The following is a 21,947-nucleotide window of genomic DNA, read 5'->3' as shown; positions in this document are numbered from 1 at the left end:
GATATGAAACTCGTTTCCTTCAACATCAACGGCTTGCGGGCACGTCCGCACCAACTCGCAGCGCTGATCGAGAAGCACCAGCCGGATGTGATCGGCCTGCAGGAAACCAAGGTCAGCGACGATCAGTTTCCCGAAGCGGACATTCGCGCGCTCGGTTACCACGTTCACTACCACGGCCAGAAGGGCCATTATGGTGTCGCCCTGTTATCGCGCCAGGCGCCACTGGAGCTGGTCAAGGGATTTCCGAACGACAGCGAGGAGGCCCAGCGACGCTTCATCTACGGCACCTACGCCGACGCCAACGGCAACCCGGTCACCGTGATGAACGGTTACTTCCCCCAGGGCGAGAGCCGCGACCACCCCACCAAGTTTCCTGCCAAACAGCGCTTCTATGCCGACCTTCAGGAACTGCTGACCGGCCGTTTCGCCCACGACCAGCCGCTGATCGTCATGGGTGATATCAATATTTCCCCGGAGGATTGCGACATCGGTATCGGCGAGGTCAACCGCAAGCGCTGGCTGAAGACCGGGAAATGCAGCTTCCTGCCAGAGGAACGCGAGTGGCTCGCCACGCTGAAAGGCTGGGGGCTGGTCGACAGTTTCCGGTCGCTGCATCCGCAGGTCGACGACCGTTTCAGCTGGTTCGACTATCGCAGTCGCGGCTTCGAGGACGAACCCAAACGCGGCCTGCGCATCGACGTGATCCTCGCCTCCCAGGTGTTGCAGGAACGCCTCAAGGACGCCGGTATCGACTATGACCTGCGGGGCATGGAGAAGCCTTCGGATCACGCGCCGATCTGGCTGGAACTGAGCTGACGCGCAGCGTCATCTTCCAGTCATTTTTCTGTCTTATCGTCGCAGCACTTCAGCCACCCCCTGCAAGGTGTTTGCCGCATGCTGCGCGCCCCCGTCTGTGACCGCGAAACCTGGAGCCGAACCGCAACGTTTCTGTTGCTCGGCTTCGTCTGCTACCTGAGCCCCTGGACGGCATTCGCCGCCCTGCCACTGCCCGCCGGAGACGCTCCGGCGCTGCGCATTCAGGGCTCCAACACCATTGGTGCCAGCCTGGGCCCGGCGCTGGTCAAGGGCCTGATGCAGCAACAGGGCCTGAGCAATATCCGCACGGCCACGAGCCGGGAAAACGAACAGGTGGTTTCCTCCCTCAATGCGGCCGGCCGTACGGTGAGCGTGGAAATTGCCGCTCACGGCTCAGGCACCGGGTTCAGTGCCATAGGCCAGGGCAACGCTGAACTGGCGGCCTCGTCACGACCGATCAAGGACAGCGAAGTGGCGACCCTGTCATCGCTGGGCAACATGAAAAGCCGGGACGCCGAGCAGGTCATCGCCATCGATGGGCTGGCCATCGTGCTGCATCCTGACAACCCCGTCAGCACCCTCAGTACCGAGCAACTGGCGCAGATATTCTCCGGTGAAGTGAGCGACTGGGCACAGCTGGGCGGTCGCCCTGGCAGCATCGACCTGTACGCCCGGGACGACAACTCCGGCACCTTCGATACGTTCAAGGAGCTGGTACTGACCGCCAACGGCAAGCAGTTGTCAGCCAAGGCCAAACGCTTCGAGTCCAGCGAGCAGTTGTCCGATTCGGTCGCCGCCGATGCAAACGGCATCGGCTTCATCGGCCTGCCCTACGTGCGCAAGGCGAAAGCGGTGGCCATCGCCGCCGGCGAGTCGCAGCCGATGCTGCCCAGCGTGACGCTGATCGCCACCGAGGACTACCCACTGTCGCGGCGCCTGTTCCTTTACGGGCCACCGAAGAACACCAACCCATGGGCCGAAGCCCTGCTGCAGTTCGCGCAGAGCCCGCAGGGTCAGGAAATCGTCGCTCAGAACGGCTTCATCGCGCAGACCGTGCAGGCGGTCAGCATCGAAGCCACCGCCGATATGCCTGCCGCCTATCAGACCCTGACCCGGGAGGCCAAACGACTGTCGGTGAACTTCCGCTTCCAGGAAGGCAGCGCCAGCCTCGACAACAAGGCGCAGCAGGATCTGCGCCGGGTGCTCGACTACCTGAGGCAGCACGACAAGCTGCAGCGCAAGGTGGTGCTGGTCGGTTTCGGCGACCCGAAAGCGGTTTCGGCACGCGCCGAGCTGTTGTCCAAGCTGCGGGCCATGGCGGTACGCCGAGAGCTGGTGCGCGAAGGTGTGGTATTGCGTGAAGTCGCCGGCCTTGGCGATGAATTGCCGGTCGCCGACAACGAAGGCGACAGCGGCAGGTTCAAGAATCGCCGCGTGGAAGTCTGGGTGTATTGAGTTTTTCGAGGCGCGCCAAGCACTTGCTCAACCGCGCGATTCATCCTAGCCTTATGGAGATGTGACGCCGGGCCCCTCTGGCGATGAGTTCATCTCATCGTGATGTCGGAGTCACTAAGTTGAATCTCAACTTAGGCATTAACAGGGAGGGCCCATGACAGCTCTACATGCCTTTATGTCCACGCCGTTTCTCGGCACCCCGTACTATTTCTGGTTGGCGTTCATCGTCATCGTCTTCGCGCTGCTGATCTTCGATCTCGGCGTTCTGCATCGCGACCAGCATGAAATCGAAATGCGCGAAAGCCTGCTGCTCTACGCTGGCTACTTCAGCGTAGGCGTCGCATTTGGCGGCTGGGTCTGGTGGGAGCTTGGCGCCACCAAGGCGCTGGAGTTCTACACCGGCTTCCTGGTCGAACAGTCGCTATCGATGGACAACGTGTTCGTCATGGCGATGATCCTCGGCTTCTTCGGCATTCCCCGCAAATATCAGCATCGCGTGCTGTTCTGGGGAATCATCGGCGTGGTCGTGCTGCGGGCGATCATGATCGGCCTGGGAACGGCCCTGGTTCAGGAATTCGACTGGATCCTCTACGTGTTCGGCGCATTCCTGCTGTTCACCGGCATCAAGATGCTGTTCAGCAAGGATCACGACGAGCATCCGGATCTGTCGCAAAACAAGTTCCTGATCTTTCTGCGCAAGCACATCCGGGTAACCGATGACCTGCACGGCGGCAAATTCCTGGTCCGTCAGCAGGATCCGGCCAGCGGCAAGATGCTGCTATTCGCGACTCCGCTACTGCTGGCCCTGGTGCTGATCGAACTGGCGGATCTGGTGTTCGCCGTGGACAGCGTGCCGGCGGTGTTCGCCATCACCCAGGATCCGTTCATCGTCTACACCTCGAACATCTTCGCGATTCTCGGCCTGCGGGCGCTGTACTTCGCACTGGCGGCCCTCATGCACCGCTTCGTGTACCTCAAGTATGCGCTGGCCATCGTGCTGATGTTCATCGGCTGCAAGATCTTCCTGCATGGCTTCATCAAGGTTCCCGCTTTGCTCTCGCTCGGCGTTACCATGGGCGTACTGGCCGGCGGCGTCATCCTGTCGCTGCTGAAAACCCGCGACAAGAAGCCTGCAGAGACGACGTGACCCAGCAAGACGTGCAGATCGAATGCGTAGACAAAGGCGACGGCGTACGCTGGTGCGTACGCCTGGGCAAGCGCACGCTGATGTTCGAGGATGAGCTCGCTGCACGCACCTTCGCCGCGCAACTGCACATGCGCGTCAACGCGACGAAGCTGACTCTGGTGCCAGGGCTCGACGAGCCACCTGGCACCTGAGCCGGCCTCATTTCATGTACTTGCCCAGCTCGTATTTGCCGATTGCCGCACGATGCACCTCGTCCGGACCATCGGCCAGGCGCAAGGTGCGCTGCATCGCATACCAGTAAGCCAGCGGAAAATCCGCACTGACCCCTGCCCCACCGTGCATCTGGATGGCACGATCGATCACCTTCAATGCCACGTTGGGTGCCACTACCTTGATCTGCGCGATCTCGCTGGCGGCCACCTTGTTGCCGACCGTATCCATCATGTAGGCCGCATTCAGCGTCAGCAGGCGCGCCATGTTGATTTCCATGCGTGACTCGGCGATCAGGTCGATGTTGCCGCCGAGGCGCGCCAGCGGCTTGCCGAACGCACTTCGCTCCAGCGCTCGCTCGCACATCAGCTTGAGCGCCCGCTCGGCCATGCCGATGGAGCGCATGCAATGGTGGATACGCCCGGGACCGAGGCGCCCCTGAGCGATCTCGAAGCCGCGCCCCTCGCCTAGCAGGACGTTGTCGTATGGAACCCGAACATCCTCGAACAGCACTTCCGCGTGACCGTGAGGCGCGTCGTCATAGCCGAACACCGGCAAGGGCCGGACCACCTTGACGCCTGGCGTATCCATCGGCACCAGAATCATCGAGTGCTGCTGGTGGCGATGCCCCTCGGGATTGGTGAGCCCCATGAAGATCATGATCTTGCAGCGTGGGTCACAGGCGCCAGAGGTCCACCACTTGCGCCCGTTGATCACCCAGTGATCACCATCGCGCACGGCACTGGCCTGCATGTTGGTCGCATCGGACGAGGCGACCTCCGGTTCGGTCATGGCGAAGGCCGAACGAATCTCGCCACTGAGCAGCGGGTCGAGCCACTGACGTTTCTGCTCCTCACTGGCATAGCGCACCAGTACCTCCATGTTGCCGGTATCAGGCGCCGCACAATTGAACGGTTCGGGGCCGATCAGCGAGCTCCCCATGATCTCCGCCAGAGGCGCGTATTCGGTGTTGCTCAGCCCTGCCCCTCGCTCGGAGTCAGGCAGAAACAGGTTCCACAGGCCTTCGCCTTTCGCCTTGTCCTTGAGCTGTTCCATGATCGCCGTCGGCTGCCAGCGATCACCTTCGCCCACCTGGCGCTCGAACACCGCCTCGGCCGGATAGACATGGGCCTCCATGAAAGCACTGACGCGCTCACGCAACTGCTGAACCCGGGGGGAATAGGCGAAATCCATGGCACACCTTCGGCTGCTTTTTCGTGTGCAAAGGATGCTAGTGGAGGCCGCATGATTTATCTAAGCTATTTTCGGCGTGTATAAACATTCATCACCGATATAAGATCACCCGACAAGAACAACATTGCGGAGTCGCTCAGGCATGAACCTGAACAAGGTGGATCTCAATCTCTTCGTGGTCTTCGATGCCATCTACACCGAAGCCAATCTAACGCGTGCCGGACAGATCGTCGGGATCACCCAGCCAGCGGTATCCAATGCCCTGGCACGCCTGCGGGAGACCTTCAACGACCCGCTGTTCGTACGCACCGCCCAGGGCATGGTACCGACGCCAATGGCGCAGAACATCATCACCCCGGTGCGCACCGCGCTGCAGCAGCTGCGTATCTCGGTGCAGGAAAGCCGTACCTTCAACCCGGCCCAGGCGAACAAGACCTTCCGCATCAGCATGACCGACCTGACCGAAGCCGTGGTGTTGCCACCGGTGTTCCAGCGCCTGCGTCGTCAGGCGCCGAGCGTGACCATCGAAAGCATGCTGGTACGTCGCCGGGAAACCACCAAGGAGCTGGCTGCAGGACGCCTGGACTTCGCCGTGGATGCGCCGTTGAACATCGACCCGCAGGTGCGCCACGTCAAACTGATGGAAGACCGATACGTCTGCGCGATGCGCCATGGCCATCCGCTGGGCAATGAAAAGCTGAGTCTGGAGAAATACCTGTCACTGACCCATATCCACATTTCCAGCCGCCGCAGCGGCCTGGGTTATGTCGACCTGGCCTTGGGCAAGATGGGCATTCAGAGGCGCATCGCCCTGCGCTCTCAGCATTACCTGATGGCCTGCCGTGTGATGCGAGACACCGACATGGCGATCACCGTGCCGGAGCGCTTCGCCCGGGATAACGACCTGCATTTCAGCGAGCTGCCGGTTGCCAGCATCCCGCTATTGGAAACCCATCTCTACTGGCATGAGAGCACTGACCAGGACCCAGCCAATCGCTGGATGCGTGAGCAGATCATCGAGATCTGCCAACGCATCACCGCCGAAGAGCGCAAGGCGTCCATCGCAGCGGCCGCCTGCTAGTTTGCGGGTGTCAGCTGGAGTAATCGAGAACCGTCCAGACTCGCGTCAGGCCTTCGCCGATCACGCAGCCCGAACCACCCAACTGATTGTTGTCATGCAGGGTCATGCGGGTGGTCACCCCGTCCGCGGCGTCCTGACGTTCGACCAGCCACTGCACCTTGCCGCAGTTAGGCGTATCGATCACGTAACTGGCAGCTATCGGTGCATCGCTGCCGGCCAGCTTGATCGCATCGACCACCACACCAGGCTCTTCCACGCGCTTGCCATCTGAAACCAGTACGGCCCAGGCCTGGCTGTCTTCGATGATCAGGTAATTGGCATTGACCCTGGGTTGCTCGACGTGCGGCTGCACGCAGCCCGTAAGCGTCACCAACAGCACAATTGTCATGAGTATCTGTTGCATTGTTCTGAGCCCTCGGCATCGGCCACGGGCGCTCTGCAGCGCTCGCGGATATGGGAGTCATGAAGCGTCGAAGCTCACTATTACCGAATACTGTTTATTTGTACAGTACTTTTGATTTACCCTAGCGTCATCACTGATCGAAAACCGGGATTGCCCCGGCTGGGGTCAAGGCGTAAAGCGGGAGCCTACTATGCTGGACGTAATGCAACTCAAGCACTCGATCAACCGGATGCAGCTGGACAAGGTTCGGCCCATCGTCGAGGAACTGCATCTGGAGGGAATCGTTACCGAAGGTAAAACCCCCTTCAACCGCCTGCACTTCAACACCTGCTTCGCCGAGATCGAGGCCTTGTTGCAGCGTGCGGGTTATCACCGGCAGCTCGATGTGGTGGGTTACCAGGGTCTGGCCTATGCCATGTTCGACCCCAATCGCTGGGAGGCCGTGGATGTGCTGCGCTGGCTGCGAGACTATGTGGAAGAGGCTCAGGCCTGCCCTGCCTCATAACGATCCATTCGCAACCGGCCACGCCCAGCAATGGCCCATGATCCGCGATGGGTTGTGCCCGCAAGCAATGGATTTGCACTTGTACGACCACGTGGCGCGATACTTGCTGTATCATTCAGACATCAAATCGGCGGTCATTCGTTGGGAAGCCGAGTAACGAACACGGCGTCTGCCAGGTCTCCTTCCCCCATCGGGTGGCCTGGTAGATGCCGTTTTTATTTGCGCCTTTAGCACTTTTCTACAGGCAAAGAAAAACCCGGCCGAAGCCGGGTTTTCCTGAAACCTGAGCCTATTACTGGGCTTGGGCTTCTACTTCGGCTTCTACGCGACGGTTGATCGCGCGGCCTTCTTCGGTAGCGTTGTCAGCAACCGGACGGGACTCACCGTAGCCAGCGGAGTTGACGCGGTTAGCGCCTACGCCGTACTGGTTGACCAGTACGTCACGAACGGCGTTGGCACGACGCTCGGACAGCTTCTGGTTGTAAGCGTCAGTACCGACGGAGTCGGTGTGACCTTCAACGGTGGTGCTGGTTTGCGGGTACTGGTTCATGAAGTCAGCCAGGCTCTTGATGTCGCCATAGCTTTCTTCTTTGACAGCGGCCTTGTCGAAGTCGAACTTGACGTCCAGCTCAACACGAACCACTTGCGGGGCTTCTTCAACGACCGGAGCCGGAGCTGGAACTGGCTCTGGAGCCGGCTCAGTCACCTGGGCAACCTGACGGGTGCTACCGCCGAAGTTCAGACCGACACCGACGCCGGTTTGCCATTCGGTGTCACCTTTGTCGATGTTGTACAGCGCTTCAACGCCAGCACGTGCGTACAGAACTTCGGTGAAGTAGTACTTGGCACCAGCGCCAGCGATGGCCAGAGTGGAGGTATCGCGACCGCCTTTGTTGGCGTCGCCGATGCTCTGGTGGCCGAAACCGCCGGAAACGTACGGACGCAGGCCAACACCCGGCTGACCGAAGTGGTAGAGGGCTTTCAGATCAGTCAGGTTGCCCTTGATGTTCTTGCTGCCAGCAGCGCCTTCGCCACGCAGGTCGTGGTACTCGCCGTAGGACAGAGCCAGTTCAACGTCGTCGGTCAGGTAGTAACCAACGCTGGCGCCGAACAGGTTGCCTTCGTCATGAGCGAAATCACGCTGAGTGTCGGTGAAGTAGCGATTGGCAAAGCCTTCCACCTCGACAGCGCCTTGGCCTTGAGCCAGCACGCCCATCGAGGTTGCGGCTACCAAGGAGCCAATGACAACGCCTAAGGTGTTTTTCAGTTTCATCCGTTAAATCCCCATCTATAGATTGATTGATTCACATGCAGATAGACATGCGAGTCGTCGGTAAGTTTAACAAAACTCACCTATGCTAGTGAAAGTTCGCCCCGAACTAACTTTCGGTAATTCCTGCAAACTTCTCCCGCAATCTGTCTAGCGCGCGCTTGTAGCGCATTTTCGTGGCGCTCAGGCCCATGTGCATGATGTCGGCGATCTCCTGAAACTCCAGCTCCGCAACGAAGCGCAACACCAGAATCTCACGGTCAATCGGGTTCACATGCACGAGCCAGCGATCCAAACCACCTCGATCCTCTACCTTCGGCGCCTTTTCTTCGGACGCTTCTTCTAGTGGATCCAAACTCAGCGCATCCATCAAACGACGTTTGCGACGCTCCTTGCGATACTGGGTAATACACTCGTTGTAAGTAATGCTGTAGAGCCAGGTCTTGAACTTCGATTTACCCTCGAAGTTCTTCAGTCCGTATAGAACTTTCAGCATCACTTCCTGACAGACATCGTCCGCATCTCGATCGTTCCCTAAATATCGTGCACACACGTTGAACAGGGTACGCTGGTAACGCCGCATCAGCTCCTCGTAGGCACGCGTGATGTGGAACAGCTCGTCATGGGCACGCGCCACCAGCTCCTCGTCGGAGAGCTCGCGTGGGTCATAGCGCAGTGACGGTGATTGGGGTGCGTTCAAAGCAGATCGGGCCAACGGTCAGGACGAAAACAGCCAGCACCTGTCCGTACAGGCCGCTGGCTGGGCGCATAGGGTAGCAGAAATGCACCCTCAGCGGCTGCTTACCCGCTGCTCGAGCAGCACCCGATTGGAGAGCGATATCAGCTCGCCAGAGTCCGTCAACACCGTGGTCTTCACCGTACCGATTTCTTCGATCTGGCCTTCGACCCCCCCCACCTCGATTTCCTGCCCCACCTGATACAGCTCACGCACGTAGATACCGGCGAGAATCTGGCTGGCCAGCTCCTTGCTGCCGAGGCCCAGCGCCAGTGCGACTGCCAGGCCAACGGAAATCAGCACGATGGCAATGACGTTGTTGAGCAGGTCGGTCTTGACTTCCAACTGGCCGATCGCCACGGAGATGCTGATGATGATCACCAGCCCCTGGGCCAGCCGCGCCAGGCCATGGGCGTAGTCCAGGCCGACGCCTTCCGCAGCCCCGCGCACCAGGCCGCTGAGCAGATGAGCCAGCAGCACACCGGCCAGCAGGATCAGCGCGGCGCCGAACACCTTCGGCAGGTACAGGGCGAGCACGTCCAGCGTTGCGGAAACACGCTCCAGCCCCAGCGACTCGGCAGCGGAAACCAGGAATATCAGCAGTACGAACCAGTAGACGATCTTGCCGATGAGGGTCGAAACCGGAACCTGAAAGCCCGCCCGGCCCAATATCTTGGTCAGGCCGGTACCGGCCATCAGGCGGTCGAGGCCCAGTTTGCCGAGCAGCTTGGAAAGCAGCGTATCGAGCAGCTTGGCGACCACGAAGCCGAGCAGCACCAGCACCAGGGCCACGAACAGGTTGGGAATGAAGCTGGCGACTTTCGTCCACAACGCCGTCATCGCGGCGACCAGGCTATGAGTCCAAGGGTCGAGTTCCATTTCATTCAGCCTTATCAGAAGAGCGAGCAGCAGCACGGCGACGCGACACCGGTGCTACATGGGAAGAGCCATTGTTGAGGGCAATCATCAGGGCGCCGGCCCAGTGCCCCATCAAGCCGAACAGGTCGCCCGCGCCGACCTGGCGGTTGGCGGTCTTCAGGACGCGGTTCAGACAAGCGTCGTCATCGCGCGATGGCGAAGACGAGGCTTTCAACAGATCACGCAGGGATTCTTCGAATGGATCGTGCATGGCAGACCTCATAGAACGTCTTCGCTAGACGAAGCGCCTGAGACGCAAGTCACATCAGACCCAGCGCAAGCGCCGGAACAGCAGCCACTGCCCAAAGCCGATGGACAGCATCAACAGGCAGGCGACGAGAAAGCCGTACGGGCTGTCAGCTCCCGGGATACCGCCGACGTTGATGCCCAGCAGCCCGGTGACGAAGCTCATTGGCAGGAAGACGCAGGTGATGATGCCGAAACGGAACATGATGTGGTTCATGCGCACGTCCATGCGCCGATTTTCCGTTTCCAGCAGCAGCCCGATGCGCTCGCGAGTCAGTTCCAGCTCCTCGAGGTAGCGCAGCAGGCGGTTGTTCAATTCGTTCCAGTAGATGCCGTCTTCGTGGGTCAGCCAGGGCAGTTGGCTGCGCGTCAGCTGTACATAGATGTCACGCTGTGGCGACAGAAAGCGTCGCAGGTTCGCTGCGCGCCGACGGATTTGCAGCAGCAGGCCGTGATCGGGCAAGGCCCGCTCGTCGCCATCGACCTTCTCTTCCTGGCCGTCGACCAGTTCGGAGAGCTCGGCCACCAGATCCTCGACCTTGTCCGTCAGGTAATCGCTGAGCTGCAGCACCAGTTCGGAGGCGGTCTTCGGCCCCTTGCCGACCTGCAGCCGCTCGATCAGATCCTCGGTGGCTCGCAACGGGCGCAGACGCAGCGAGATGATGCGGCGCGCTTCGGCGAAAATCCGCACCGATACCATGTCCTCGGGCTCGGCACCCGGGTTGAGGTTGACGCCACGCAGAAACACCAGCAGCTCATCGTTGGGTAGCGGCAATGCCCGTGGCCGGGTATTTTCCTCGAGCAACAGATCGCAGGCGAACTCGCTCAAACCACTGTCGCGGCGCAGCCAGCTCTGGGTCTGCGGGTGACTGCGATCCCAGTGCAGCCAGAGGCTCTGCCCCTGCGCCAGCTGTAATTCATCGAGTTGCTCGCGCGCGACCGCGCAGGCGCCACCTTTACCATCGAGCACGAAGCCGTGCACCAGGCCCCACTGCGCGTTGTCTTCCTCGTACATCCATACCCCTGGTGATTGGTCACTGCAGCCGGGTGGCTGCGACAAGCTGATTTACTCGACCTGCAAGGCCTGCGGCGAAACGATGATGCCGTTGTTGTCGGCATACAGGTACTCACCCGGGCGGAAGGTCACGCCACCGAAGGTGACCACTACGTTGAGATCACCCAAGCCACGCTTCTCGGTCTTCATCGGGTGGCTGCCCAGAGCCTGAACGCCGAGATGGGTCTGCGCCAGCACATCGACGTCACGCACGCAGCCATAGATCACCATGCCTTCCCAGCCATTCTTCGCGGCCTTCTCGGCGATCATGTCGCCCAGCAGCGCACAACGCAGCGAGGCCCCGCCGTCGACCACCAGCACCTTGCCAGCACCGGGCTCATCGGCCTGGGACTTGACCAGGGAATTGTCCTCGAAGCATTTGACGGTGACGATCTGCCCACCGAAAGAATCGCGGCCTCCGAAATTGCTGAACATCGGCTCCACGACGCTGACCAGTTCCGGGTTGGCGTCACACAGATCGGGCGTGATGTATTGCATGGCGAAGCTCCTGAGTAGGTGATCGAGGCCTGCAGCATAGTCTTCTCGGCGGCGCTACGGACATGGTGAAGACGTCGCAGCGATTGACGAGGCCATCTTAGCCGGATCACGGAGTGGCAGGAATGGCCGCGGCGCTTTCCTCCGGCGCGGTGGCGAGCGGCGCCTGCCGCTCCCCCTCGAGCCAACGGCGAACCAGCGGCCAGACTTCGTCCTGCGCCGGCTTGCTGACCAGCATCTGCACGTGGTCGTAATCCTGTTGAAAGCCCTGAGCACGGCTCAGATGGATGAACTGCCGATCCCGCGAGGCGAATTGCTCGAAAAGCGCCCGGCACGCCGCAGGTGGACACTTGAGGTCACCCTCGCCCGCCACTGCCAGCAACGGCACCTGCACCTCATGCAAACCGGCCCACCAATCGCGCTCGGCATCACCGAATCGGCCGAACAAGCGATGCCAGCGGAGGATCTCCAGTGCGATGCCGATGGGCTCGTCTTCGGGCCCGCGCTTGAGCCGCGAGCCCGACAGCAGCGCAAAACGCTTGAGCAGCAAACGCGCCAGCCATCCGAGCGGCGGCACCTTCAGCGGCCAATAGCGGCGGCTGATCTCGGTACCGAACAGGCCGACGCTGGCGATCCCGCCCTGTTGCAGATAGCCGCCGCCCAACGCTGCGGCGAGGGTCAGGCCGCCCTGCGAATGGCCGAGCCAGTGCGCAGGACGCGGATTCTTTTCAGCAACGAAGGCGGCTATTGCCGGCAGGTCGTAACGCGCATAGTCGGCCACGCAGTTGTAGCGATAGGCGAGGTTGCGCGGTGAAAGGCCATGGCCACGCATTTCCGCGATCCACACATCGAACCCGGCGCGAGCCAGATACGGTGCCAGGCCGATGCATTTGGGTGAATACCAGAAGCGCCGATTGGAAAAGCTGCCGTGCAGCAGGATCACCGGCTCGCCACGCCCCCCCTCCTGCCCTGCCACGGCCAGTCGGGTCAACACCAGTTCAACGCTGAAATCCGGGCTGTTACCTGGCTTGAGGCGGTAGACATCTTCACTCAGGTCGCCACGCAGATCGGCACTGATCAGCGCAACGGGAAACAACTCACTACTGCTCTGCATCTTCTTCGCTCTGGTACAGCCACGCTGCCGATGGCGAGAAATCGCCCGCCGGCAGGCCACAAATGTCGGTAAACAGCTGGCGCCTTAGAAAAGCCGGCCAGCGGGAATGCGGGTCACAAAAAAGGGCAGGTAGAACCTGCCCTCGGGTCACCGTTGAGTGCGTGTCGGTCAGCCAGGCTGGCCTTCAGCGAGGAAGAACCAGGTTTCCAGCACCGAATCCGGGTTCAGGGAAACGCTCTCGATGCCCTGCTCCATCAGCCACTTGGCCAGATCCGGATGGTCCGAAGGCCCCTGGCCGCAGATACCGATGTACTTGCCCGCCTTGTTGCACGCGGCGATGGCATTGGCCAGCAGCTTCTTGACCGCCGGGTTACGCTCGTCGAACAGGTGAGCGACGATACCGGAATCGCGATCCAGGCCCAGGGTCAGCTGCGTCAGGTCGTTGGAGCCGATGGAGAAGCCGTCGAAGTACTCGAGGAACTCTTCAGCCAGAATGGCGTTGGACGGCAGCTCGCACATCATGATGACCTTGAGGCCATCCTGACCACGTGCCAGACCATTTTCGGCCAGCAGATCGACCACCTGCTTGGCTTCGCCCAGGGTACGCACGAAAGGCACCATGATCTCGACGTTGGTCAGGCCCATCTCGTTGCGAACCTTCTTCAACGCCCGGCATTCCAGCTCGAAGCAGTCGCGGAACGACTCGCTGATGTAGCGCGAGGCACCGCGGAAACCGAGCATCGGGTTCTCTTCTTCCGGTTCGTACAGCTTGCCGCCGATCAGGTTGGCGTATTCGTTGGACTTGAAGTCGGACAGGCGCACGATGACTTTCTTCGGCCAGAACGCAGCGGCCAGGGTGCTGATGCCCTCGACCAGTTTCTCGACGTAGAAATTCACCGGGTCGTCATAGCCAGCGATGCGCTTTTCGACGCTTTCCCTGATTTCCGGCGGCAGGCCATCCATGTTCAGCAGCGCCTTGGGGTGCACGCCGATCATGCGGTTGATGATGAACTCCAGACGCGCCAGGCCGATGCCCGCGTTGGGCAACTGGGCGAAGTCGAAGGCGCGATCCGGGTTGCCGACGTTCATCATGATCTTGAACGGCAGTTCGGGCATGGCGTCGACGGAGTTCTTGCGAATGTCGAAGCCCAGCTCGCCTTCGAAGATAAAACCGGTATCACCCTCGGCACAGGAAACGGTCACGCCCTGGCCATCACGCAGCACATGGGTGGCGTTGCCGCAACCGACCACGGCCGGAATGCCCAGCTCACGGGCGATGATCGCCGCATGGCAGGTGCGTCCGCCACGGTTGGTGACGATGGCGCTGGCGCGCTTCATCACCGGCTCCCAGTCCGGATCGGTCATGTCGGAAACCAGCACGTCGCCAGGCTGAACCTTGTCCATTTCCGACACGTCGTTGATGACCCGCACCTTGCCGGCACCGATCTTCTGGCCGATGGCGCGACCCTCGACCAGCACGGTGCCGGTCTCCTTGAGCAGGTAGCGTTCCATCACGGTGACGTTGGCGCGGCTCTTCACGGTCTCGGGGCGCGCCTGGACGATGTACAGCTTGCCGTCGTCACCGTCCTTGGCCCACTCGATGTCCATCGGGCGGCCGTAGTGTTTCTCGATGATCACCGCCTGCTTGGCCAACTCGGTGACCTCGGCATCGCTCAGGCAGAAGCGTGCGCGTTCGGCGCGGTCGACGTCGACGACCTTGACCGACTTGCCGGCCTTGGCCTCGTCGCCGTAGATCATCTTGATCGCCTTGCTGCCCAGGTTGCGGCGCAGAATCGCCGGGCGACCCGCTTCGAGGGTGTGCTTGTGCACGTAGAACTCGTCGGGGTTGACCGCGCCCTGCACGACGGTCTCACCGAGGCCGTATGCACCGGTGATGAAGACCACGTCGCGAAAGCCCGATTCGGTGTCGAGGGTGAACATCACCCCGGCGGTACCGGTTTCCGAGCGCACCATGCGTTGCACGCCGGCAGACAGTGCGACCAGCTTGTGATCGAAGCCCTGATGCACGCGGTAGGCGATTGCGCGGTCGTTGAACAGCGAAGCGAAGACTTCCTTGGCAGCACGGATGACGTTTTCCACGCCGCGAATATTCAGGAAGGTTTCCTGCTGGCCGGCAAAGGACGCATCGGGCAGGTCTTCGGCGGTCGCCGAAGAGCGCACGGCGACGGCCATGTTGTCATTGCCACCCGCCATGGCGGCGAAGGCGGTGCGGATCTGCTCGTTGAGCTCGCAGGGGAACTCGGCGTCCATCACCCACTGACGGATCTGCGCACCGGTCTTGGCCAGGGCGTTGACGTCCTCGACGTCCAGAGCGTCCAGCGCTTCGTGAATCTGCGCGTTGAGTCCACTCTGCTCGAGGAAGTCGCGATAGGCCTGTGCCGTAGTGGCGAAACCACCGGGAACCGAGACGCCGGCCCCCGCCAGGTTGCTGATCATCTCGCCGAGGGAGGCGTTCTTGCCCCCTACGTGCTCGACATCATGATTGCCGAGCTTATCGAGGGAAACTACGTACTCTGCCAAGGTGATCTCTCCACTTCAGTGTTGGAAAAGCTCATGGGGCTGGAAAAGCCGCCGGCTCGCGCCGTGTGGACAATGGCCTGGCCCTGGAAAATAAGTAACAATGCAAGCCCATCGGGGGCCGCAAAACTGGCCCATCATAGCCAAGATTCGCTCTCAGCTTAAGGCCATTGTCGCAATGAATCGAACCGCGTACTTCATCTCCGACGGCACCGGTATCACCGCAGAAGCGCTGGGGCAGAGCCTGCTGGCCCAGTTCGAGACCATCGGCTTCACCAAGCTCACACGGCCGTACGTCGACAGCGTGGAAAAAGCGCGTGCGATGGTACAACAAATCAATAACGCCGCCGACAAGGACGGCGCCAACCCGATCATCTTCGCCACCATCGTCAATCAGCAGATCCACGACATTCTGGCCGAGTCGCGCGGCTTCATGATCGATATCTTCTCGACCTTCCTGTCACCCCTGGAGCAGGAGCTGAACTCGCACTCCTCCTACTCGGTGGGCAAGTCGCACTCGATCATTCACAACGCCAACTACATGGAGCGCATCGAGGCGGTCAACTTCGCCCTCGACAACGATGATGGCGCGCGCACGCACTACTATGACAAGGCAGATCTGATTCTGGTCGGCGTATCGCGCTGCGGAAAGACCCCGACCTGCCTGTACATGGCCATGCAGTATGGCATCCGTGCCGCCAACTACCCGCTGACCGAAGACGACATGGAACGCCTGCAGTTACCGGCTTCGCTGAAGAAGTACCGTGAAAAGCTGTTCGGTCTGACCATCGATGCCGATCGCCTGGCCGCCATTCGTAACGAACGCAAGCCCAACAGCCGTTACTCCAGCTATGCTCAGTGCGAGTTCGAGGTGCGCGAGGTGGAAAGCCTGTTCCGTCGCGAATCGATCAACTTCATCGACTCCACGCACTTCTCGGTGGAAGAAATCTCCGCCAAGATCCTGGTGGAAAAAGGCGTCGAACGGCGCTTCAAGTAACCCGCACCCTCCCTGGACGTGCCCCATGACCCTGCTCGATGCCGTGCTCTTCGCCCCTGTCGCCATGCTGATCGCACTGACGCCAGGGCCGAACAACTTTTGCGCGATGAACAACGGCATTCGCCACGGCATCGGTACGGCCGTGCTGGCCACCACCGGCCGCGTGGTGGCCTTCGCCATCTTCCTGAGCATTTCCGCCATCGGTCTGGGGGCCATGCTGCTGGCCTCGGAAACCGCGTTCACGGCGATCAAATGGGTGGGCGCGCTGTACCTGCTCTACCTGGGCATAAGCGCCTGGCGCAGCCGAGAGTTCAATGGCCTGGAGCTGGACGGCGCGGTGCCTGCCGTGCAGCCGCAGCGGCGAATTGGCCGTTTGATGCTGCAGGAGTTCCTGATCGGTATCAGCAACCCCAAGGCCATCCTGCTGTTCGCTGCGGTGTTCCCGCAGTTCATCAAGCCGGGCCAGCCCGCCATCGAGCAGTTCGTCTACCTGGGCGCAACCTACCTGCTTGCCGAGTATGCCGCGTCGCTGGTCTACGCCCTGTTCGGCCGGCAAATTCGTCGTTTCATCCGCACCAGCCGGGGCGCGCAGCGCCTCAACCGCACTACCGGTGCGTTCTTCATGGGTGCAGGCGGGCTGCTGATCGGCACGACACAACACTGAGCCGGCCCACTAGAAAGCGTCGCCTGGTACGCGCACCCAGCCCTCCATCAATACCCGCGCGCTGCGGCTCATGATGGCCTTGGTCACCTGCCAATGCTCGCCATCTTGGCGGGCCTCGGCGCCAACCCGCAGCGTGCCGGACGGATGACCGAAACGCACCGCACTGCGCTCGCCACCACCCGCCGCCAGATTCACCAATGTGCCGGGAATGGCTGCCGCCGTGCCGATGGCGACCGCAGCCGTGCCCATCATCGCATGGTGCAGTTTGCCCATGGACAGCGCTCGCACGAGCAGGTCCACCTCCGCGGCGTCGACCGTCCTGCCACTCGATGACGTGTACGATTTCGGTGGGCTGACGAAAGCGATTTTCGGCGTGTGCTGCCGGGTCGCCGCCTCTTCAGCGGTCTTGATCAGGCCCATGCGCAGGGCGCCTGCCACGCGGATCTTCTCGAAGCGCGCGAGCTGCGCCGGGTCGCCATTGATGGCTTCGCGCAACTCGGTGCCCAGGTAGCCGATGTCCTCGGCGTTGACGAATACCGTGGGAATGCCGGCACTGATCATGGTGGCCTTGAAGGTGCCGACACCGGGCACTTCAAGGTCATCGACCAGATTGCCGGTCGGGAACATCGAGCCCCCCTCCTCGCCGTCGTCTGACGGCTCGAGAAACTCGAGCACGATCTCCGCGGCCGGAAAGGTCACCCCGTCGAGCTCGAAGTCGCCGGTTTCCTGAACCTGGCCGTCGCTGACTGGAACGTGGGCAATGATGGTCTTGTGGATATTGGCCTGCCAGATGCGCACCTCGCAGGTGCCGTTTTGCGGAATGCGCACCGGGTCGATGAGCCCGGCATGCAAGGCGAATGCGCCCGCAGCGGTGGAGAGGTTGCCGCAGTTGCCACTCCAGTCGACGAAGGCCTTGTCGATGGACACCTGACCGTAGAGGTAATCCACGTCGTGGTCAGGCCGGCTGCTCTTGGCCAGAATCACGCATTTGCTGGTACTGGAGGTGGCACCGCCCATCCCATCGATATGCGCGCAATACGGATCGGGGCTGCCGATGACGCGCATGAACAGCTTGTCGCGAGCCTGACCCGGCACCTGGCAGCGCTCGGGAAGATCGTCCAGACGGAAGAACACGCCCTTGCTGGTGCCGCCACGCATGTAAGTAGCGGGGATTTTGATTTGCTGTTGATAAGCCATGATTCGTCCTGGCTGAACAATGAAAGAACGTCGGGCGGATACCCCTTCGAAGATCGACTCTGGAAGCCTGAAGCAGGATGGAAAGGCGCCAGCCAAGCGCCCGCTCCACCCAGGGGATCAAGCCACGGCGCCTTCGAGGAAATCCTTGGCAAAACGCTGCAACACGCCCCCGGCGTTGTAGACCTTCACCTCGGCGGCCGTGTCCAGGCGACAGGTCACCGGAACCCTGACCACGCCAGCCTCGCCGCGACGGATGATCAGTGTCAGATCGCAGCCTGGCGAGGGCTCGCCTTCGATGTCATAGGTTTCGGTGCCATCCAGGTCGAGGGTCAGGCGCGTGGTGCCCGGCTTGAACTCCACTGGCAGCACGCCCATGCCCACCAGGTTTGTACGGTGGATGCGCTCGAAACCTTCGGCGACGATCACTTCCACGCCCGCCAGGCGCACGCCCTTGGCCGCCCAGTCTCGGGAAGAGCCCTGGCCATAGTCGGCGCCGGCAACGATGATCAGGTTCTGCTTGCGGTTCATGTAGGTTTCGATCGCTTCCCACATGCGCATTACCGTACCTTGCGGCTCGACGCGAGCCAGCGAGCCCTTTTTCACCTGGCCATCGACAACGGCCATCTCGTTGACCAGTTGCGGATTGGCGAAGGTCGCACGCTGCGCGGTCAGATGGTCGCCGCGGTGGGTGGCATAGGAATTGAAGTCCTCCTCTGGCAAGCCCATTTTCGTCAGGTACTCGCCAGCGGCCGAATCGGCCAGGATGGCATTCGAGGGCGACAGATGATCGGTGGTGATGTTGTCCGGCAGGATCGCCAGCGGACGCATGCCCTTGAGGGTACGTTCCCCCGCCAGAGCGCCTTCCCAGTAGGGTGGCCGACGGATGTAGGTGGACGTCGGGCGCCATTCGTAAAGCGGACTTTCGGCTTCCTGCACGGTGCCCAGATCGAACATCGGAATGTAGACCTGCTTGAACTGCTCCGGCTTCACCGCAGTGGCGACGATGGCGTCGATTTCTTCGTCGCTCGGCCACAGATCCTTGAGCGTGATCGGGCTGCCAACCTGATCGTAGCCCAGCACATCCTGCTCGATATCGAAGCGCACGGTGCCGGCGATGGCGTATGCCACCACCAGCGGCGGCGAAGCCAGAAAAGCCTGCTTGGCGTAGGGGTGGATACGCCCATCGAAGTTACGGTTGCCCGACAGCACGGCCGTGGCATACAGATCACGCGCGATGATTTCCTGCTGGATGTTCGGCTCCAGCGCGCCAGACATACCGTTACAGGTGGTGCAGGCGTAAGCGACGATGCCAAAACCGAGCTGCTCCAGCTCGGTCAGCAACCCCGCCTCTTCCAGGTACAGCCGGGCGACCTTGGAGCCAGGCGCGAATGACGTCTTCACCCATGGCTTGCGAACCAGGCCCAGAGCATTGGCCTTTTTCGCCACAAGGCCAGCGGCGATCACGTTTCGTGGGTTCGAGGTATTGGTGCAACTGGTGATGGCAGCGATGATCACCGCACCATCGGGCAATTGCCCGCCGGCTTCCTCGGCTCTGGCTGACGCCAGCTTGGCACCGTCAGCGATACCCCGCTCCTGCAATGCCGAGGTTGGCAAGCGTTTGTGCGGGTTGCTCGGGCCGGCCATGTTGCGCACCACGCTACTCAGGTCGAATGTCAGCACGCGCTCGTACTCGGCGGTTTTCAGCGCGCTGCTCCAGAGCCCAAGGGTCTTCGCGTAATGCTCCACCAACGCCACCTGCTCGGGCTCGCGACCGGTGAGCGTGAGGTACTCGATGGTCTGTTGATCGATGTAGAACATCGCTGCCGTGGCGCCATATTCCGGGCACATGTTGGAGATGGTCGCCCGGTCGCCGATGGACAGGCTATCCGCCCCGTCGCCAAAGAACTCCACCCAGGCGCCCACCACGCGTTCCTTGCGCAGGAACTCGGTAATGGCCAGGACGATGTCCGTGGCGGTGATGCCAGGTCGACGCTTGCCCGTGAGCTCGACACCGACGATATCGGGCAGGCGCATCATCGACGGATGACCGAGCATCACGGTCTCCGCTTCCAGGCCGCCGACACCGATGGCGATCACGCCCAGTGCGTCGACGTGCGGGGTATGCGAGTCGGTGCCGACACAGGTGTCAGGGAACGCCAATCCACCACGCGCCTGGATCACCGGGCTCATTTTCTCCAGGTTGATCTGATGCATGATGCCGTTGCCAGCCGGGATCACATCGACGTTCTTGAACGCCGTCTTGGTCCACTCGATGAAATGGAAGCGATCCTTGTTGCGACGATCCTCGATGGCGCGGTTCTTCTCGAAGGCATCGGGGTCGAAGCCTGCCGCCTCGACGGCCAGGGAATGGTCGACGATCAGCTGGGTCGGCACCACCGGGTTGACCTTGGCGGGGTCACCGCCCCTTTGCGCGATGGCATCGCGCAAGCCGGCCAGGTCGACCAGTGCGGTCTGGCCGAGAATGTCATGGCAGACCACGCGCGCCGGGTACCACGGAAAATCCAGATCGCGCTTGCGCTCGATCAGCTGCTTGAGTGCGTCGGTGAGCAGGCCCGGCTCGCAGCGGCGCACCAGCTGTTCTGCCAGCACGCGGGAGGTATAGGGCAGCTTGGCGTAGGCACCAGGCCGGATCGCATCGATCGCCTCGCGGGCATCGAAGTAATCCAGCGCAGTGCCCGCCAGTGCCTTGCGATACTGGGTATTCACGGTCGTGGTCATGTTATTGGCGATCCTTGAGCGGCACGAACGTCAGGTCTTCGGGGCCTGTGTAGTTGGCGCTCGGGCGGATGATCTTGCCGTCGATGCGTTGCTCGATGACATGACTGGCCCAGCCCGACGTGCGGGCAATGACGAACAGCGGCGTGAACATGGCAGTGGGCACGCCCATGGTGTGGTAGCTGACGGCACTGAACCAGTCGAGGTTGGGGAACATCTTCTTGATGTCCCACATGATGGTTTCCAGACGCTCGGCAATATCGAACATCTTGCTGTTGCCCTGCTCGGCCGACAGCTCGCGGGCGACCTCCTTGATCACCTTGTTGCGCGGGTCACTCACGGTGTAGACCGGGTGGCCGAAGCCGATCACCACTTCCTTTTTCTCGACCCGCGCACGGATATCGGCCTCGGCTTCGTCCGGCGTGTCATAGCGTTTCTGGATCTCGAAGGCCACCTCGTTGGCGCCGCCGTGTTTCGGCCCACGCAAGGCGCCAATACCGCCCGCGATGGCGGAGAACATGTCCGAGCCGGTACCGGCGATCACCCGGGAGGTGAAGGTCGAGGCGTTGAATTCGTGCTCGGCATACAGGATCAGCGAGGTGTGCATGGCGCGCACCCAGGACTCGCCGGGCGCCTCACCGTGCAACAGATGGAGGAAGTGGCCACCGATGGAATCGTCGTCGGTCTCGACCTCGATACGCTTGCCGTTGTGGCTGAAGTGGTACCAATAGAGCAGCATCGAGCCGAGCGAAGCCATCAGCTTGTCGGCAATGTCGCGGGCACCAGGGTGATTATGGTCGTCCTTCTCCGGCATCAGGCAGCCCAGGACCGATACGCCCGTGCGCATCACATCCATCGGATGGGCAGAAGGCGGCAACTGCTCCAGCGCAGTTTTCAGCGCGGCTGGCAGACCACGCAACGCCTTGAGTTTCGCCTTGTAGCCAGCCAACTCGGCAGCCGTCGGCAGCTTGCCGTGCACCAGCAAATGGGCGATTTCCTCGAACTCGCAGGTGGTGGCGACATCGAGGATGTCATAGCCACGGTAGTGCAGGTCATTGCCGGTACGGCCGACGGTGCACAGCGCGGTATTGCCGGCAGCCGTACCGCTGAGGGCAACGGACTTCTTCGGTTTGAAGCCGGGGACGGCATTATCGGTAGCAGTCATCGGTAT

Annotated in this window: 21 protein-coding genes; 8 read left to right on the top strand and 13 right to left on the bottom strand. The window is 61.4% G+C overall.

Features of this window, described 5'->3' with window-relative positions; genetic code table 11:
- Positions 1 to 3: 3 nt before the first annotated feature.
- From xthA to ACT9T4_RS08275, 4 genes are all read left to right on the top strand, one after another.
- The gene (gene xthA / locus ACT9T4_RS08290; protein ID WP_042553742.1) at positions 4 to 816 is read left to right on the top strand and encodes an exodeoxyribonuclease III; all 813 of its coding nucleotides are present in this window, start codon (positions 4 to 6) and stop codon (positions 814 to 816) included.
- Positions 817 to 894: 78 nt separating this feature from the next.
- A complete protein-coding gene (locus ACT9T4_RS08285; protein ID WP_499116417.1) occupies positions 895 to 2,271 on the top strand; it encodes a substrate-binding domain-containing protein in 1,377 nt (458 codons plus the stop codon).
- Between the two features lie 154 nt (positions 2,272 to 2,425).
- Positions 2,426 to 3,418: a TerC family protein gene (locus ACT9T4_RS08280; protein WP_042553744.1), complete on the top strand. Its 993-nt coding sequence runs from the start codon at positions 2,426 to 2,428 to the stop codon at positions 3,416 to 3,418.
- Positions 3,415 to 3,609, top strand: coding sequence for a hypothetical protein (locus ACT9T4_RS08275; RefSeq protein ID WP_042553745.1), 195 nt, complete (start codon positions 3,415 to 3,417; stop codon positions 3,607 to 3,609). The genes ACT9T4_RS08280 and ACT9T4_RS08275 overlap by 4 nt, the downstream gene beginning before the upstream one ends.
- 7 nt (positions 3,610 to 3,616) lie before the next feature.
- On the opposite strand, the gene ACT9T4_RS08270 is transcribed toward ACT9T4_RS08275, so the two are convergent.
- On the bottom strand, positions 3,617 to 4,822 hold the full coding sequence (locus tag ACT9T4_RS08270; RefSeq protein ID WP_179538052.1) for an acyl-CoA dehydrogenase: 1,206 nt from the start codon (positions 4,820 to 4,822) through the stop codon (positions 3,617 to 3,619).
- Positions 4,823 to 4,964: 142 nt separating this feature from the next.
- Here ACT9T4_RS08270 and ACT9T4_RS08265 point away from each other — a divergent pair, with 142 nt between their 5' ends.
- Positions 4,965 to 5,903, top strand: coding sequence for a LysR family transcriptional regulator (locus ACT9T4_RS08265; protein WP_042553747.1), 939 nt, complete (start codon positions 4,965 to 4,967; stop codon positions 5,901 to 5,903).
- Between the two features lie 10 nt (positions 5,904 to 5,913).
- Here the strand turns inward: ACT9T4_RS08265 and ACT9T4_RS08260 are convergent, their stop codons facing one another.
- Positions 5,914 to 6,291: a hypothetical protein gene (locus ACT9T4_RS08260; protein WP_257026831.1), complete on the bottom strand. Its 378-nt coding sequence runs from the start codon at positions 6,289 to 6,291 to the stop codon at positions 5,914 to 5,916.
- A gap of 205 nt (positions 6,292 to 6,496) precedes the next feature.
- Between ACT9T4_RS08260 and ACT9T4_RS08255 the strand changes: the two genes are divergently transcribed.
- On the top strand, positions 6,497 to 6,811 hold the full coding sequence (locus ACT9T4_RS08255) for a hypothetical protein (protein ID WP_042553749.1): 315 nt from the start codon (positions 6,497 to 6,499) through the stop codon (positions 6,809 to 6,811).
- Positions 6,812 to 7,103: 292 nt separating this feature from the next.
- On the opposite strand, the gene ACT9T4_RS08250 is transcribed toward ACT9T4_RS08255, so the two are convergent.
- From ACT9T4_RS08250 to ppsA, 8 genes are all read right to left on the bottom strand, one after another.
- Positions 7,104 to 8,084, bottom strand: a complete 981-nt coding sequence (locus tag ACT9T4_RS08250) for an OmpA family protein (RefSeq protein WP_042553750.1) — start codon at positions 8,082 to 8,084, stop codon at positions 7,104 to 7,106.
- A gap of 106 nt (positions 8,085 to 8,190) precedes the next feature.
- Entirely contained in the window at positions 8,191 to 8,781 is a 591-nt protein-coding gene (gene sigX, locus ACT9T4_RS08245) for an RNA polymerase sigma factor SigX (protein ID WP_082045778.1), read from the bottom strand.
- Positions 8,782 to 8,871: 90 nt separating this feature from the next.
- Positions 8,872 to 9,696, bottom strand: coding sequence for a mechanosensitive ion channel family protein (locus ACT9T4_RS08240; protein ID WP_042553751.1), 825 nt, complete (start codon positions 9,694 to 9,696; stop codon positions 8,872 to 8,874).
- A 1-nt stretch (position 9,697) separates the two neighbouring features.
- Positions 9,698 to 9,946, bottom strand: a complete 249-nt coding sequence (locus ACT9T4_RS08235; RefSeq protein ID WP_042553752.1) for a hypothetical protein — start codon at positions 9,944 to 9,946, stop codon at positions 9,698 to 9,700.
- Positions 9,947 to 10,000: 54 nt separating this feature from the next.
- Entirely contained in the window at positions 10,001 to 10,996 is a 996-nt protein-coding gene (gene cmaX / locus ACT9T4_RS08230) for a divalent cation transporter CmaX (protein ID WP_499116411.1), read from the bottom strand.
- A 51-nt stretch (positions 10,997 to 11,047) separates the two neighbouring features.
- Positions 11,048 to 11,533 (bottom strand): ribonuclease E activity regulator RraA, encoded by a 486-nt coding sequence (gene rraA, locus ACT9T4_RS08225; protein WP_042553754.1) that lies wholly within the window; start codon positions 11,531 to 11,533, stop codon positions 11,048 to 11,050.
- Positions 11,534 to 11,639: 106 nt separating this feature from the next.
- Positions 11,640 to 12,644: an alpha/beta fold hydrolase gene (locus tag ACT9T4_RS08220; RefSeq protein ID WP_499116410.1), complete on the bottom strand. Its 1,005-nt coding sequence runs from the start codon at positions 12,642 to 12,644 to the stop codon at positions 11,640 to 11,642.
- 168 nt (positions 12,645 to 12,812) lie between these two features.
- On the bottom strand, positions 12,813 to 15,185 hold the full coding sequence (gene ppsA / locus ACT9T4_RS08215) for a phosphoenolpyruvate synthase (protein WP_499116409.1): 2,373 nt from the start codon (positions 15,183 to 15,185) through the stop codon (positions 12,813 to 12,815).
- Positions 15,186 to 15,360: 175 nt separating this feature from the next.
- Here ppsA and ppsR point away from each other — a divergent pair, with 175 nt between their 5' ends.
- On the top strand, positions 15,361 to 16,179 hold the full coding sequence (ppsR, locus tag ACT9T4_RS08210) for a posphoenolpyruvate synthetase regulatory kinase/phosphorylase PpsR (RefSeq protein WP_042553757.1): 819 nt from the start codon (positions 15,361 to 15,363) through the stop codon (positions 16,177 to 16,179).
- Between the two features lie 25 nt (positions 16,180 to 16,204).
- Positions 16,205 to 16,843, top strand: coding sequence for a LysE family translocator (locus ACT9T4_RS08205; RefSeq protein WP_179538047.1), 639 nt, complete (start codon positions 16,205 to 16,207; stop codon positions 16,841 to 16,843).
- Positions 16,844 to 16,852: 9 nt separating this feature from the next.
- Here the strand turns inward: ACT9T4_RS08205 and prpF are convergent, their stop codons facing one another.
- From prpF to prpC, 3 genes are all read right to left on the bottom strand, one after another.
- Positions 16,853 to 18,040: a 2-methylaconitate cis-trans isomerase PrpF gene (prpF, locus tag ACT9T4_RS08200; protein WP_179538046.1), complete on the bottom strand. Its 1,188-nt coding sequence runs from the start codon at positions 18,038 to 18,040 to the stop codon at positions 16,853 to 16,855.
- Positions 18,041 to 18,157: 117 nt separating this feature from the next.
- Positions 18,158 to 20,767 (bottom strand): Fe/S-dependent 2-methylisocitrate dehydratase AcnD, encoded by a 2,610-nt coding sequence (gene acnD, locus ACT9T4_RS08195; RefSeq protein ID WP_499116510.1) that lies wholly within the window; start codon positions 20,765 to 20,767, stop codon positions 18,158 to 18,160.
- Positions 20,768 to 20,780: 13 nt separating this feature from the next.
- A complete protein-coding gene (gene prpC / locus ACT9T4_RS08190; RefSeq protein WP_499116406.1) occupies positions 20,781 to 21,941 on the bottom strand; it encodes a bifunctional 2-methylcitrate synthase/citrate synthase in 1,161 nt (386 codons plus the stop codon).
- Between the last annotated feature and the right edge of the window lie 6 nt (positions 21,942 to 21,947).

Source organism: Pseudomonas sp. SZ40 (genome assembly GCF_052958135.1).
The sequence above is the reverse complement of the archived record's forward strand: the minus strand, read 5'-3'. Positions and strand labels throughout refer to the sequence as shown.

Coding starts and splice junctions, on each gene's coding strand:
- ACT9T4_RS08205 (WP_179538047.1), top strand. CDS start 16,205: ATGACCCTGCTCGATGCCGTGCTCTTCGCCCCTGTCGCCATGCTGATC.
- rraA (WP_042553754.1), bottom strand. CDS start 11,533: ATGCAATACATCACGCCCGATCTGTGTGACGCCAACCCGGAACTGGTC.
- ACT9T4_RS08235 (WP_042553752.1), bottom strand. CDS start 9,946: ATGCACGATCCATTCGAAGAATCCCTGCGTGATCTGTTGAAAGCCTCG.
- ACT9T4_RS08285 (WP_499116417.1), top strand. CDS start 895: ATGCTGCGCGCCCCCGTCTGTGACCGCGAAACCTGGAGCCGAACCGCA.
- ACT9T4_RS08260 (WP_257026831.1), bottom strand. CDS start 6,291: ATGACAATTGTGCTGTTGGTGACGCTTACGGGCTGCGTGCAGCCGCAC.
- ACT9T4_RS08280 (WP_042553744.1), top strand. CDS start 2,426: ATGACAGCTCTACATGCCTTTATGTCCACGCCGTTTCTCGGCACCCCG.
- ACT9T4_RS08240 (WP_042553751.1), bottom strand. CDS start 9,696: ATGGAACTCGACCCTTGGACTCATAGCCTGGTCGCCGCGATGACGGCG.
- cmaX (WP_499116411.1), bottom strand. CDS start 10,996: ATGTACGAGGAAGACAACGCGCAGTGGGGCCTGGTGCACGGCTTCGTG.
- prpF (WP_179538046.1), bottom strand. CDS start 18,040: ATGGCTTATCAACAGCAAATCAAAATCCCCGCTACTTACATGCGTGGC.
- ACT9T4_RS08255 (WP_042553749.1), top strand. CDS start 6,497: ATGCTGGACGTAATGCAACTCAAGCACTCGATCAACCGGATGCAGCTG.
- ACT9T4_RS08270 (WP_179538052.1), bottom strand. CDS start 4,822: ATGGATTTCGCCTATTCCCCCCGGGTTCAGCAGTTGCGTGAGCGCGTC.
- prpC (WP_499116406.1), bottom strand. CDS start 21,941: ATGACTGCTACCGATAATGCCGTCCCCGGCTTCAAACCGAAGAAGTCC.
- ACT9T4_RS08265 (WP_042553747.1), top strand. CDS start 4,965: ATGAACCTGAACAAGGTGGATCTCAATCTCTTCGTGGTCTTCGATGCC.
- ppsR (WP_042553757.1), top strand. CDS start 15,361: ATGAATCGAACCGCGTACTTCATCTCCGACGGCACCGGTATCACCGCA.
- ACT9T4_RS08220 (WP_499116410.1), bottom strand. CDS start 12,644: ATGCAGAGCAGTAGTGAGTTGTTTCCCGTTGCGCTGATCAGTGCCGAT.
- ACT9T4_RS08250 (WP_042553750.1), bottom strand. CDS start 8,084: ATGAAACTGAAAAACACCTTAGGCGTTGTCATTGGCTCCTTGGTAGCC.
- xthA (WP_042553742.1), top strand. CDS start 4: ATGAAACTCGTTTCCTTCAACATCAACGGCTTGCGGGCACGTCCGCAC.